This is a genomic window from Methyloversatilis thermotolerans, assembly GCF_000372885.1.
Classification (GTDB): domain Bacteria; phylum Pseudomonadota; class Gammaproteobacteria; order Burkholderiales; family Rhodocyclaceae; genus Methyloversatilis; species Methyloversatilis thermotolerans.
Map to the genome: position 1 here is coordinate 1,878,129 of NZ_KB889967.1, position 13,852 is coordinate 1,891,980.

The following is a 13,852-nucleotide window of genomic DNA, read 5'->3' on the forward strand; positions in this document are numbered from 1 at the left end:
CCTCACGCCGCCGCGGCAAGCCGCTGGAATCCGCGCTCGAGATCGCGGATCAGATCATCCGGATCCTCCAGCCCTGCATGCAGACGCAGCGAAGGTCCGGGTTCGGTCCACGGCCGCGCGCTGCGCAGCGTCGACGGATAGGTGGGCACGACCAGGCTTTCGAAACCGCCCCAGGAATAGCCCATCTGGAACAGTTCGAGATGATCCAGCATGGCGGCGAACTGACGTTCGCTGCACGGCCTGAGCACGGCGCCGAACAGGCCGCTGGCGCCGGTGAAATCGCGCTTCCAGATGGCGTGACCGGGGTCATCCGGCAGCGCCGGATACATGACACGCGCCACCTCCGGCCGCTGCTGCAGCCAGCGCGCCAGCACGGTCGCGGTTTCCTGGTGGCGGGGCATGCGCACGCCCAGCGTGCGCATGCCCCGCAGTGCCATGTAGACATCGTCCGGCCCGCCGCAATAGCCCGATCCGGAAGCGGTCTTCTTGACCGGGATGAAACTCTGTTCGGTGCACACCGCGATGCCCAGCATCAGGTCGGAGTGGCCGGAGATGTACTTGGTCGCGGCATGGATGGACACATCGATGCCGTGCTCGAGCGGGCGGAAGCACAGCGGCGACGCCCAGGTGTTGTCCATGATGGTGGTGATGCCGCGCGCGCGCGCCACCTTCGCGATGGCCGGCACATCGGTCATTTCGAAGGTGAGCGAGCACGGCGACTCGAGATAGATGACCCGCGTGTTCGGCTGCACAAGATGCGCGATATCGGCGCCGATCAGCGGATCGTAATAGGTCACCTGCACGCCGAACTTGATCAGGAACTCGTCGCAGAACTGGCGCACCGGACCATACAGGCTGTCCACGATGAGCAGGTGGTCGCCGGCCGACAGGAAGGCAGTGAGCGACGCACAGATGGCGCCCAGGCCACACGAGGTCACCACCGCGCGATAGCCGCCCTCCAGCCGGGTGACCGCATCTTCCAGCGCGCGCGTGGTGGGCGTGCCTTCACGCCCGTAGGTGAATTGTTCGAAGGCGCCGCTGGCGCGGTCGCGACGCGTTTCCAGCAGTTGCTCCACCGACTCGAAAATGAAGGTGGATGCGTGATAGACAGGCGGATTGACGATGCCGTGGTTGGCGGCGGGATCGCGTCCGAGGTGAACCAGTTGCGTGTCGCGTGCGAACAGATCGGTGGATTTCATGTGCGATGGAGGTCAGATCAGCATGCCGGCATCGACCACCAGATCCTGCCCGGTGATCAGTCGGCCGCCTTCGGAAAACAGATGGATGACGGCGCGCGCGATATCGTCGCTATCGACCAGGCGGCCGAGCGCGGTGCGCGACGTGAAGCGCTGCAGCACCGCCTCGTAAGGAATGCCCTCGCGCTGCGCCGACGCTTCGAACAGCCGGGTGAGACGCGGGCCGGCGACGCCGCCGGGCGCCACCACGTTCACCGTCACGTTGTGCGGGCCGGCTTCCAGCGCGGCCGACTTGGCGAGCCCGCGCACCGCCCACTTGGACGCCGCATAGAGCGCCGCGTCGGCCACGCCCTTGTGGCCATAGGTGCCGCCTATGATGACGACACGACCCTCGCGGCGCGCGATCATGTGCGGCATGACACTGCGCAGCGCCAGCATGACGCCGAGCACATTGATGTCGAAACAGGCGCGGTAATCGTCGACCGAGCTGGCCCAGACCGGCTGGCGCGGACTGCCGACACCGGCCGCGCACCCCAGCCGGTCGATGCGGCCGAAGTGTTCGAGCGTGCGCGTGGCCGCGTCCTGCAGCGCCGCGGCGTCGGCCACATCGGCCGGCAGCACCAGCGCGCCGCGGCCCAGCTCGCGTATGGAGGCGGCGACCGCCTCGCCCGCGGCGCCGTCGCGGCCCACGATGGCCAGGTCGGCGCCCGCGCGCGCCAGCGCGATCGCGATATCGGCGCCCAACCCCTTGGTCGCACCGGTGGCGAACACCACCTGTCCGGACAGACTGCTCATGGTTCAGCGGCTCCAGTCCTGCACTGCGCGTTCCAGTGCGAGGGTGAGTGTGAAGAAGATGTAGGACACCGTGGTGCCGGCGCCGACGGCCGCCCACATGAGCGCGAAAAACTGGCGCGAGTGGGCATCGAGGATGAGGCTGCCCAGGCCGGGCGCACCCGACAGCCATTCGGCAAACATCGCGCACAGGATGGCCGAGGCGGACGCGATGCGCAGACCGGTGAACAGATGGGTCAGTGCGCACGGCAGGCGCAGCTTGAACAGCGTGTGCAGGAAGCCGGCGCCACAGCAGTGCATCAGTTCCAGCATGTGCCGTGTCGGTGCGCTGAAGCCTTTTCTGGCCGCCAGCATGATCTGGAAGAAGGACAGCAGCGCGACCATGCCTACGCCATTCCACCGGTCGCGTCCGAATATGAGCACCAGTACCGGCGCGATCGCGATCATGGGCACGGTGCGCACGAACACGATGAGCGGCATCAGTGCGCGGTCGGCCAGAGGCGAGGCGATGAACAGCATGGCAAGCAGCAGCGCCACCGCGGTTGCCACGCACATGCCGATCACCGTGCTCAGCACGGTACTCCACGCGGCAGCGCCGATTTCATGAGCATGGGCGAGCGAGGCCTCGGCCACGGCGGCCGGGCCCGGCAACAGATAGGGCGGGATGTCGAAGGCCGCGATGACCGCCTGCCACACGATCAGGATGCTCACGATCACCAGGCCATAGCCGGCCAGGCGCTGCGCCATCAGGGCCAGCGCTCCGCGCAGTGGCCAGCCACGTCGGCGCGGGCCGATCTGCTCGGGCGCCGCCGGTCGGGAAAGGGGAAGGTCCATGCCGCTCACGTCGCTTCCTGGGCGGTGCGGTCGAAGCCGGCCACCCGTTCGATGACACAGATGTAGGCGTAGGTCAGCGACGACACGATGCAGGCGACGACCACCGTGGCCCACAGGCGCTGCACCTGCAGCCCGAACATCGCATTGAGCATGATCACGCCCAGCCCCTCCTCCGCGCCATTCCATTCACCGATCAGCGCGCCCAGCACCGCCAGCGGCGCCGCGATCTTCAGGCCGACGAACAGGAAGGGCATGGCGCTGGGCAGCGCCAGCAGGCGGAAGCGCTGCAGCGGTGTCGCCGCCAGCACGGTGAACAGCTCCTGCTCGCTGGCGCGGCTTTCGCGCAAGCCCTGCAGGATGGCGACCAGCAGCGGAAAGAAGCAGATGGCCACGGTGATGAGCACGCGCGTGCCCAGCGTCAGGCCCAGCCACACGCTGAGGATGGGCGCGATGGCGATCATGGGCACGCTGCTCAGCACCGCGCCATAGCCGAGCAGCGGCTGTTCGACACGCGGCCAGGCATAGGCGGCGACGCCGATCACCAGCGCGAGCAGCAGCGCACCGAGCAGGCCATAGCCGGCGGTCAGCACGGTGAAGCCCAGGTGATGCAGCAAGGTGGCCTGTTCGCGCAGCAGCAGATGCAGCACATCGAGCGGGCGCGGAATGGTCATCGGCGCACCGCCGCGCGCCACCCACTGATCCAGCGCGAGCGCCAGCGCAAGAAACACCGCGGCCGGCGCCAACCAGCGCGACGCCGCCTCGAGCACACGCCGCTCAGACGTTCTCGGCATGCGCCACCTCGTGATCGATTTCGTGCGGAAGCTGGCTGAACAGCGCGTGACGCGCGTGATCGACCAGGGCATTGAAACGCGGATCATCCATCGTGCCGAGACGGCGCGGCCGCGGCAGATCGACCTCCAGCGTGTCCACGATGCGCCCGGGCTTTGCGGCGAACACGAACACGCGGTCGGCCATGAGCACCGCCTCCTCGATCGAGTGCGTCACCATCAGGGCGGTGGTGCGCGTCTGCGCGCGGATGCGCAACAGTTCGAAATTCATGCGGTAGCGCATCACTTCATCGAGCGCCCCGAAGGGCTCGTCCAGCAGCAGGATGCGTGGCGAAGCCACCAGTGCGCGGGCGATCGCGCAGCGCTGCTGCATGCCGCCGGACAGTTGCGACGGCGAGGCATGCTCATAGCCGCCCAGTCCGACCAGGCGCACCAGTTCTTCCGGCGAGCGCGCCGGCACGTGTCCCGGCCCGAGAATCTCGAGCGGCAGGCGGACATTGTCCAGCACACTGCGCCAGGGCAGCAGCGTGGCCTCCTGGAACACGAAACCGATCTGGTGATCGCGCCTGGCCTGCTGGGGCGGCGCGCCATTGATGGCGATGTGGCCGGCAGTCGGCGCGAACACGTCGGCCACCATGCGCAGCAAGGTGGACTTGCCGCAGCCGGAGGGCCCGATCAGGGCGCCGAACTGCCCTTCCTCCAGCTCCAGGCTCACCCCGTCGAGCGCAGGCACGCTGCGCCCGTCGAGCTGGAAGGACTTGGAAACGTTCTGGATGCTGAGACCCGCCATGGAAAGCCTTCGGGTTGCGTCGCGTTGCGGCGACGGTTGGATGATGCGATCCAGCCTATCGGATCGACGAAGGGCGCGGGGTGCTGTTCGCTATCGGCGCCGTTGCAGGAATGTCACCGGGTCGCTCAGATCGCGGCCCGGACCACCTCCTGTGTCACCAGCCGCGACAGATCGATGTCGGCATCGGGCGGCACGCTGCCCGCTTCCCGACCCATATCCACCGCCTTCTGGAACACCGCGGGATCTATCCACAGCAGCCCGTGGGTGAGCGCATCGCCGACCATGATGTAGTCGCGCATCATGTCCGCCTGCGCCTTCTGTTCCTCCAGGTCGGTACCGGGCGGCGCATATTTGCGTACCACCATCTCGGCTGCCTCGGCCGGGTTCTGGATCACCCAGCTCCAGCCGCGTATCAGCGCACGCGTGTAGCGCACCAGCACGTCGCCGTGCTGCGCCAGCGTGTCGCGATGCGCGATCAGCACCTGGCCGTAGCCCGGCACGCCCAGGTCGGACACGTGCAGCCAGTGCGGTTCGAAGCCGATCTTGCGCAGCGCGGGCACGGCGGTACTCGACCAGCTGTAGTAGCCATCCACCTGACCGGAGGCGAGCAGCGACGGATCGCTGCCCACCGGCACCAGCCGGATGCTGTCCGGATCGATGCCGGCGCGCCGTATCAGCGGCAGCAGTTGCGCCCGCACGCTGTTGGGCACGCCCAGCGTCTTGCCCACCATGTCGTGCACGCTGCGTATCGGCCGGTCGGCCGGGCTCATGATGGCGCCGGGATCGCGCTGCATGACCGCAGCGAAGGCCACCAGGGGCTGACCGCGCAGCGCGCCATCTATCATGCCCGCCACATTGCTTTCGCTGACGAAGGCGCGACCGCTGGACACCAGGGTGCGGTAATCGGTACCCGAGCCGCCGGCGATCATGTTCACGTCCAGCCCCTCCTGCGCGAGATAGCCGCGGTCGAGCGCGGCCAGATAGCCGCCGAACTGGATGCCCTTGACCCAGCCGAGCTGGTGATCGAATTTCATGAGACCTCTGGAAGGGGCACCCGGCGACACGGCACCGGGCAGACGGATGGACAAGGCCCCCAGGCCCAGCAGCGGCAGCGCGCCGAGCGCGGCCAGCGCACTGCGCCGCGCCGGACGCCTGACGGATAACACGGTGGAGGACATGGCTGGCCCGAGGATGTGATTGCTCTGGATGCAATCTTGCTCCGTCTTGCGTCGGGACCTTGTAGCCGTTTGCGCAAGGGGGCGTGACTCAAATGGCACCCCATCGCATGCCCGCTTGTCGGTACCTTTTTGTGTACGCGCTCAGCCTGGCCGCCGTGTGGCGCCCGGGCCGAACCCATCCAGAAAGGACACGATCTCCATGAGTCGCAGCAGCGAAAGCATCGAGGACAGCGTGGTCGCGCAAGCGGTCGAACTGTCCGAAATCCCCATCATCGATTTCTCGCCGTTCCGCCATGGCGGCCAGGCGGGCAAGCAGGCCGTGGCGGCGCAGATCGCGCACGCATGCGAGCACATCGGCTTTTTCTACCTGAAGGGCCACGACGTGCCGGAACAGGTGCTGCACGACACTTTCGAACAGTCGCGCGCCTTCTTCCACCTGCCGGTCGCGGAAAGGCAGAAGGCGGCCGCCACGCTGGCGTGGTACCGCGGCTGGATCCCGATGCCGAAGCAGGAAGGCGCCCTCGACCGCAACAGCCGCCTGTTCGAGCAGTACCGCATCCAGGCCGACTTCCCCGACGTGCCGGAGCCGGATCCGGTATTCAACCGCCCCAATCGCTGGCCCGAGGACATGCCGGCCTTCCGCGAGGCGTGCGAACGCTACTACACGGCCATGCTGGCCCTCGGCCGTGATCTGCTGCGCGCATTCGCGCTCGGTCTGGGCCTGCCGGAAGACCGCTTCGACAGCCACTTCAACCTGCCGATCTGCCAGCTCAGCCTGCTCTACTACATTCCGATTCCGGACGGCTCCGACATCGAGGTGTCCAACACGGTGTCGCACACCGACGAAGGCCCGCTCACCATCCTGGCGCAGGACTCGATCGGCGGCCTGGAGGTGAAGCGCCGCGACGGCACCTGGATTTCCGCGCCACCGGTACCCGGCGCCTACACGATCAACATCGGCGACATGATGATGTGGTGGTCGAACGGCCAGTTCGTGTCCAACTACCATCGCGTGCGCAACCGCGCCGGCGTCGAGCGCTTTTCCATCCCCTTCTTCCTGAACCCGGACCAGGAAACGGTGATCGCCCCGCTGCCCGAACTGGTGGCCCGCGACGGCGTGGCGCGCTTCGAGCCGGTCCATGTGGGCACGCATCTGAAACGCTTCTACGCCCGCCTTGAAAAGACGGCCGGCGATTTCCTGTGAACCGCATCGGCGCCGACATCGGCGGCACCTTCACCGATGTCGTGCTGGAAACATCGTCGCAGCGCTATTCGACCAAGGTACTCACCACCTACGACGCGCCGGAGCGCGCCCTGCTGGATGGCATCGCCATCCTGCTCGAGCAGGCGCGTCTGACCGCCTCCGACATCGGTCTCATCGTGCACGGCACGACGCTGGCCACCAATGCGCTGATCGAACGCCGCGGCGCGCGCACCGGTCTGCTCACCACGCAGGGCTTCCGCGATGTGCTGGAGATGGGCAGTGAAAGCCGCTTCGACCAGTACGACCTGGCGATGGACAAGCCGCCCGCCCTGGTGCCGCGCAGATGGCGGCTCACCGTACCCGAGCGCGTGGCGGCCGACGGCGGCGTCCTGCTGCCCCTGGATGAACAGGCGGTGCGCGCGGCGGCAGCGACCTTCGCCGCCGAAGGTGTCGACAGCATCGCCATCGCCTTCCTGCACAGCTATGTGAATCCGGCGCACGAACAGCGCGCCGCCGCCATACTGACCGAATGCCTGCCGGGAGTCGCGCTGTCGCTGTCGTCCGAGGTGTCGCCGGAAATGCGCGAATACGAGCGCTTTTCCACCACAGCGGCGAACGCCTACGTGCAGCCCATCGTCGCCAGCTATCTGAACCGGCTGGAACAGAAGCTGCAGACGCTGGGCTTCGGCTGTCCGCTCTACCTCATGCTGTCCTCCGGCGGTCTCACCACGCTGCAGGTGGCCGCGCAGTTTCCGGTACGGCTGGTCGAATCCGGCCCGGCCGGTGGCGCCTTGTTCGCCGCCGGTGTCGCGGCGGAACGCGGAGTCGAGCACATGCTGGCGCTCGATGTCGGCGGTACCACCGCCAAGATCTGTTTCATCGACCGCGGCGAACCGCAGCGTTCGCAGATGTTCGAGGTCGCCCGCGTGCACCGCTTCCGCAAGGGCAGTGGCCTGCCGCTGCGCATTCCGGTAGTGGAAATGGTGGAGATCGGCGCCGGCGGCGGATCGATCGCGCGCATCGACGGCGCGGGCCGGCTCGCGGTCGGCCCGCGCAGCGCCGCGTCCGAACCGGGACCGGCCTGCTACGGCCGCGGCGGACGCGACGCCACGGTCACCGATGCCGACCTTGCCCTCGGCCGCATCGCGCCGGACAGCTTCGCCGGCGGACGCATCCGGCTGGACATCGACGCCACGCGGCAGGCGCTGTCGGCGCTGCCCGGGCTCGGCGATGCCGATGCCGCGACACGCGCTCTGGGCATCAGCGAAATCGTGGACGAAGCCATGGCCAGCGCCGCACGCGTACATGCCGTGGAACTGGGCCTGGCGATGGAAGGCCGCACGCTGGTGGCCTTCGGTGGCTGCGCACCGCTGCATGCGGCGCGCGTCGCGGAAAAGCTGGGCATTGCCGAGGTGGTCGTCCCGCGCAGCGCGGGTGTCGGCTCCGCGGTCGGCTTCCTGCGCGCGCCGATTTCCTACGAACTGGCGCGCAGCCTGCACCAGTCGCTGGACAGCCTGGATACGGTCGCGGTGAATGCGTTGCTGGCCGACATGATCGGCCAGGCGCAGAACATCGTGCGGCACGGTGCCGGCGACGCGCCGCTCGCCGTGCGCTGCAATGCCTTCGCCCGCTACCGCGGCCAGGGCCACGAAATCGCCATCGACGTACCGGCCCGCCCGCTCGGCGTCGACGATGCGCCGGCGCTGGTGGCGGCATTCGAGCACGCCTATCGCGCGCACTACGGCGGCATCGCGGTCAGCCTGCCGATCGAGATCACCACCTGGCGCGTATCGGTCGCCACGCGCGGCGAGCCGGTCAGCCACGCTGCGACGCCCGCGACGCGCACGCCGGCCACGCCCTGGGGTCGGCGCGCGGTGCTGGACCCCGGTCTGGGAGAAACGCGCGAGTACGCGCTGTATGCCCGCACCGCGCTGCGACCGGGCGACAGCCTGGCCGGGCCGGCGCTCATCATCGAGGACGAAACCACCACCGTGGTGTCGCCCAGTTTCGACGCGCACATCGATGGTCATGGCTATATCGTCATGACGCGTCGCGCCGAATGAACGGAGTGAAACAGATGAATGCCTCCCGTGACGCCCTCGACGACCTGCGCATGCAGGTCATGTGGACCCGCCTCGTATCGGTGGTGGAGGAAGCGGCTCAAGCGCTCATGCGCACCGCGTTCTCGACCACGGTACGCGACGCCGGCGATCTGTCGGCCGCGGTGTTCGACACGCAGGGACGACTGATCGCCGAAGCCGTGACCGGCACGCCCGGTCACGTCAATTCGATGGCCGTCGGCGTGCGCCACTTCCTGGCGCGCTTCCCGATCGCCACCATGCAGGACGGCGATCACTACATCACCAACGATCCCTGGCTCACCGCCGGCCATCTGCACGATGTGACGGTGGTGAGCCCGGTGGTGATGGACGGTCGCGTGGTCGGCCTGCTCGGCTGCTGCTGCCACCAGCTCGACATCGGCGGACTCGGCCAGGGGCCGGATGGCCGCTCGATCTATGAGGAAGGGCTGCAGATCCCGCTGCTGAAACTGGCATCGGCCGGACGTCTGAACGAAGACCTGATGGCCGTGCTGAAGCAGAACGTGCGCACGCCGCAGCAGGTCGAGGGCGACGTGCTGTCCTATATCGCCAGCAACGAAACCGGCGCGCGGCGGCTGAGGGCCATGCTGGCCGAATTCGGCCAGAGCAGCCTGGATGCGCTGGGCCAGTACATCCTCGAACAGTCGGAGCGCGCCACCCGGGCCGCCATCGCGAAACTGCCGCGCGGTACCTGGCGGCACACGCTGGTGATCGACGGCTACGATGCGCCGATCACGCTGCGCGCCGCGCTCACCATCCACGCCGACCGCATCGAGGTGGATTACGCCGGCAGCGACGGCGCGGTGCCTCAGGGCATCAACGTGGTGCTGAATTACTGCCGCGCCTATACGGTGTTCGGCCTCAAGTGCCTGGTGAACCCGGAGGTGCCGAACAATCACGGCGCCCTGCTCCCGTTCGACGTGAGCGCGCCGGAAGGCAGCATCCTGAATGCGCAGCGCCCGTCACCGGTGGCGGCGCGCCATGTGATCGGCCAGATGCTGCCCGACCTGGTGTTCGGCTGCCTCGACCAGGCGCTGCCCGGGCGCGTGCCGGCCGAAGGCTCGTCCTGCCTGTGGAGCGTTCAATTGCGCGGCCGCCGGTCGGGCCATGTCGCCGACACCTTCGAAACCGTGTTCTTCAACAGCGGCGGATCCGGCGCACGCCCCGATCGCGACGGGCTGGATGCGACCGCCTTCCCGAGCGGCGTGCGTGCGATGCCGGTCGAAGTGACCGAGCATGGCGCGCCCATCGTGATCTGGAAGAAGGAACTGCGTCCGGACAGCGGCGGCGCCGGACGCCATCGCGGCGGACTTGGACAGAGCGTGGAAGTGGCCATGCGCGACGGCAGCGGCTTCGAAGTGCTCGCCATGTACGAGCGTGTCGCCACGCCGGCACGCGGCCGGGCGGGTGGCGGCGACGGCGCGGCTGGCGTGGTCAGGCTGGCGTCCGGCAAGACCCTGCGCGCCAAGGGTCTGCAGGCCATTCCGGCCGGCGACCGCCTGGTGCTGGAACTGCCCGGCGGCGCCGGCCTGGGCGATCCCGCGCTGCGCGCGCCGGATGCGATCGCCGCCGACGTCGACGCCGGCACCCTGACGCCGGCGCGCTGACGCGCGACGGCGCGGCCCGGCCCGGCGCCGGGCCGCGGTTCAAACCGACTGCACGCAGCAGCTCGCGCGCACGTCGGCCACCCAGTGTTCGTCGTGCCACCAGTGCGGATCGCGCCCCGGGCGCCACGCCGCATGCGCGGCCGCGTCATGTTCCTCGGCATGGCCGTCCGCATGCGCGCCGGCTGCGTCGTCCTTGCCCGGCACGCGCCGCTCCGCCGCGCGGAACGGCTCGATGAGTTCATCGACCGTATGATCGACCCCGCCCACCATCACCCGCCTCACCCGTGCGGCGGCGGCGATGTCGCGCAGCGGATCGCCCTCGACCATGATCAGATCGGCCAGTTGTCCGCGCCGGATCGTGCCCAGGTCGTGGCCGAGCACGCGCCCCGCATCCACCGTCGCACTGCGCAAGGCCTGCAGCGGCGTCATGCCGTGACGCACCATGGCGCGCAGATTCAGATGCAGGCTCAGACCGGGGGTGACGATGGGAAAGTCGCTGCCGCACACCACGGTCACGCCTGCCGCCTGCTGGGCCATCAGGGTGCGCACCTGGTGGGCGACCATGCGCACCGGCGCAGCCGGACCGCTGCGCGCAGCGCGCTCCAGCGGCGCACGCTGATCGCCGGGCAGCAGCACCTGCACGCGCTGGTCCTTCAGCACTTCGTCCGGGTTGTCGCCCAGCATGCCCTCCAGCCCGAATATCGTCGGCACGCGGTAGGACCGGCTGGCGCCGGATATCGCGACCACATCCTGGTAGCCGATGCCCAGCGCGCTGCCGGTGCGCGAATAGCCGAAGCGACTGGTGCCGCCCATGTGCTCGTGCCCGGATGCGCCGAAGGCCACCGCCGGGAACAGGTAGTGCGAAGTGATCGGAATGCCCAGCTTCTGCGCCATGCGCGTGGCGCGTGCCTGCAGGTCCAGCGGCAGGCGCACATAGCACTTGAGCAGATCGTAGTCGAGCGCCCGCGCGCGCCTGAATTCCCGCGCGAGCTGGGCCGGCGTGCGGACGGGATGCATGCCGTCGTAGAACACGCGCGCGCCGTCCAGCGCTTCGCCGGTGCCGAAGTGACGCGGCCCGATGCGCCAGCCGCCATCCACCGATTCCTTGTTCTCGAGCGCCAGATAGGCGTTGTCCGACAGGCCGCGCGTACACGTGATGCCCCAGGCCAGGAACAGCCGCGGCTCGCGCGCGCCCAGCCGTATGCCCATTTCACGGTGGGTGTGCATGTCGATCAGGCCGGGCATGACCGACAGCGCGCGGGCATCGATCCAGCGCACGCCGCGACGGTCCGGCCGGTGCGCTTCGATGGCGGCGATGCGGTGCCCGTGTATCACGATATCGACATTGTCGCGCCAGCCCTCGGACAGACCATCCCACATGCGTCCGGCGTGCACGACGGTCACACCGGCCGGCCGTGACACACGCCACGTGAGCTCGCAGGGCACTGCCTGCACGGTGCCGCTCGCCAGGTCGCGCAATTTGAGTCGGGCTTCCGACAGATAGAGCAGACGGCGTCCGCCCGCATCCACGCTCAGCGCGTCGGCGCTGTCGTCGCCCAGCGCTTCCGGCGCGCCGGTGATGCGGCCGTGCGCATCGATGGGCGAGCGCCACAGCGTGCCGCCCAGCGTGTAGATGAAATGACGGCCATCGGGTGACCACAAGGGACCGTTCACATTGCGCACGTCCAGCGACATGCCCGGCGCGACGAGCTGGTAATGCGCGCGACCGCTGTCCACGTGCACGATGAGGATGGCAGTAAGGCCCTCGCGGTAGCGCGCCGAAGACGGCATGACCGCGGCCAGCGCGACATGGCGGCCATCGGGCGACCAGCTCGGGCGGCCCGACCACACGGTCTGCGGCGCAACCCGGCTCACGCTCCCGTCCGCAGGATCCACCCGGCACAGCCAGCCATCCTCGCTGGCGCAGAGAATGCGCTGGCCGTCGGGCGACCACGCCGCCTGCTTGAGCGGCTGGCCGTAGTGCGTCAGTTGCCGGCTGCTGCGCTGCGCCACATCGAACAGCCACAACTGCATGTCGCCGCCGCGATCGCAGGCGCACACCAGATACCGCCCGTCGGGCGACCAGGCCGGTCCGAGCTTGGCACTCGCATCGTGGCTCAGTTGCCGCGGATGCGGATTGCCCACCTGCAGCAGCCAGAGTTGACCGAGCGCGGTGAAGGCCACCGCGCCGCCATCCGGTGACAGGACCGGCAGAGAGATGCCTTTCACCGGACGCGGCGACACGCTGTCGAAATCGCGCCGGCTGCGCATCGGCGGCCGCGCGGCCTGTACGCGCACCGTGGCGGCGAAGGGAATGTGCCCGACGATGCGCCCGTCCGGCAGCCGTCGCCTGATCGCACCATCGACCGTATGCAACAGACTGCCGTCGCGCAACCACACCGCCGGCAGCGGAAACACGTCTTCCGCCGCATCGCTGATGACGCGACCGTCCACCATGAGGGTGCTGGCGCGCACATCGCGCGGCGAGCCATCGACCGCGCGCCAGCTCAGTTTGCCGCCGTCGCTCGACCAGGCGGGCGCGCTGGCGCCCGGTCCCGCGAACACCTCGCGCAGGTCGCTGGCGTCGCGCGCACCGACCGTCAGGATGCGGCCGCTGCTGGAAAAGGCGATGCGTTGTCCATCCGGCGACCACGCCGGCTCTGCATCCTCGCCATCGGTGTCGGCGATGAACCGGGTGTGTCCGGTCGCCAGGTCCACCGCATGCAGCGCGTAGTGACCGCTGCGGTCGGTGGAAAACGCGATCTCGCGTCCGTCGGGCGACCATTTCGGTTCGCGGCAATCGAAGGCGCCTTCGGTGATCTGCCGCAGTCCGCTGCCATCGGCGCCGATGCACCACAGATGGAAATGACCGTCGCGATAGGACTGGAAGGCGATCGTCCGTCCGTCAGGCGACCAGTCGGGCCGCGCCACATCGTGCAGATAGCCGGTGAGCCGCCGCGCAACGCCCCCTTCGAAGGGCACGATCCACAACAGCCCCTGCAGATCCATCGCCAGCATGCGCCCGTCCGGAGACAGCGCGATGGCGAGATTGGTGCCCTGGGTCAGCGTAACCGCAGTATCGCCCCAGCCGTCGCCCTCATCCACCGGGCCGAACGGATCCTGCGCGTCGGCAGATGCCGCTGCGGCGAGTGCGGGCAGTTGCCAGGGTTCCAGCGCGGAAGCGGCCAGTGCGCCACCGCTCATTTTCAGGAAGGTGCGTCGGGCCGGCGCTGCGGCGCCGGCGGGTCGGTGTGTGCGACGATGCATGCGGGTCGATCCGTAATGCCGGAGCAGCGCATGCTAGTCGGCCCCCGGACTGCTTCGTGTGGCCGTTTTCGTGCGCCCTCGCCGCAGGTCCGGCTAC

10 protein-coding genes are annotated in these 13,852 nt (G+C 68.8%); 3 read left to right on the plus strand and 7 right to left on the minus strand.

Annotation, left to right across the window (positions count from 1 at the left end; translation table 11 throughout):
• Positions 1 to 2: 2 nt before the first annotated feature.
• From metC to A3Q7_RS0108255, 6 genes are all read right to left on the minus strand, one after another.
• Positions 3 to 1,199 (minus strand): cystathionine beta-lyase, encoded by a 1,197-nt coding sequence (metC, locus tag A3Q7_RS0108230; RefSeq protein WP_018411388.1) that lies wholly within the window; start codon positions 1,197 to 1,199, stop codon positions 3 to 5.
• Between the two features lie 12 nt (positions 1,200 to 1,211).
• Positions 1,212 to 1,991, minus strand: a complete 780-nt coding sequence (locus A3Q7_RS0108235; RefSeq protein ID WP_018411389.1) for an SDR family NAD(P)-dependent oxidoreductase — start codon at positions 1,989 to 1,991, stop codon at positions 1,212 to 1,214.
• A gap of 3 nt (positions 1,992 to 1,994) precedes the next feature.
• Positions 1,995 to 2,822, minus strand: coding sequence for an ABC transporter permease (locus tag A3Q7_RS0108240; RefSeq protein WP_018411390.1), 828 nt, complete (start codon positions 2,820 to 2,822; stop codon positions 1,995 to 1,997).
• Between the two features lie 5 nt (positions 2,823 to 2,827).
• Positions 2,828 to 3,613 carry an ABC transporter permease gene (locus A3Q7_RS0108245; protein ID WP_157278138.1) on the minus strand — a complete coding sequence of 262 codons (786 nt, stop codon included), beginning with the start codon at positions 3,611 to 3,613 and terminating at the stop codon, positions 2,828 to 2,830.
• Positions 3,597 to 4,400, minus strand: a complete 804-nt coding sequence (locus A3Q7_RS0108250) for an ABC transporter ATP-binding protein (RefSeq protein WP_018411392.1) — start codon at positions 4,398 to 4,400, stop codon at positions 3,597 to 3,599. The genes A3Q7_RS0108245 and A3Q7_RS0108250 overlap by 17 nt, the downstream gene beginning before the upstream one ends.
• A 125-nt stretch (positions 4,401 to 4,525) precedes the next feature.
• Entirely contained in the window at positions 4,526 to 5,578 is a 1,053-nt protein-coding gene (locus A3Q7_RS0108255; protein WP_018411393.1) for an ABC transporter substrate-binding protein, read from the minus strand.
• A gap of 199 nt (positions 5,579 to 5,777) precedes the next feature.
• Here A3Q7_RS0108255 and A3Q7_RS0108260 point away from each other — a divergent pair, with 199 nt between their 5' ends.
• From A3Q7_RS0108260 to A3Q7_RS0108270, 3 genes are read left to right on the plus strand one after another with little or no spacing between them, the layout of a single operon-like run.
• Positions 5,778 to 6,782 (plus strand): isopenicillin N synthase family dioxygenase, encoded by a 1,005-nt coding sequence (locus A3Q7_RS0108260; protein ID WP_018411394.1) that lies wholly within the window; start codon positions 5,778 to 5,780, stop codon positions 6,780 to 6,782.
• Positions 6,779 to 8,845 carry a hydantoinase/oxoprolinase family protein gene (locus tag A3Q7_RS0108265; protein WP_018411395.1) on the plus strand — a complete coding sequence of 689 codons (2,067 nt, stop codon included), beginning with the start codon at positions 6,779 to 6,781 and terminating at the stop codon, positions 8,843 to 8,845. The genes A3Q7_RS0108260 and A3Q7_RS0108265 overlap by 4 nt, the downstream gene beginning before the upstream one ends.
• 14 nt (positions 8,846 to 8,859) lie before the next feature.
• Entirely contained in the window at positions 8,860 to 10,488 is a 1,629-nt protein-coding gene (locus A3Q7_RS0108270; protein WP_026224623.1) for a hydantoinase B/oxoprolinase family protein, read from the plus strand.
• A gap of 39 nt (positions 10,489 to 10,527) precedes the next feature.
• Here A3Q7_RS0108270 and A3Q7_RS19635 read toward each other — a convergent pair whose 3' ends face one another.
• Positions 10,528 to 13,755 carry an amidohydrolase family protein gene (locus A3Q7_RS19635; RefSeq protein WP_051079119.1) on the minus strand — a complete coding sequence of 1,076 codons (3,228 nt, stop codon included), beginning with the start codon at positions 13,753 to 13,755 and terminating at the stop codon, positions 10,528 to 10,530.
• Positions 13,756 to 13,852: the final 97 nt, after the last annotated feature.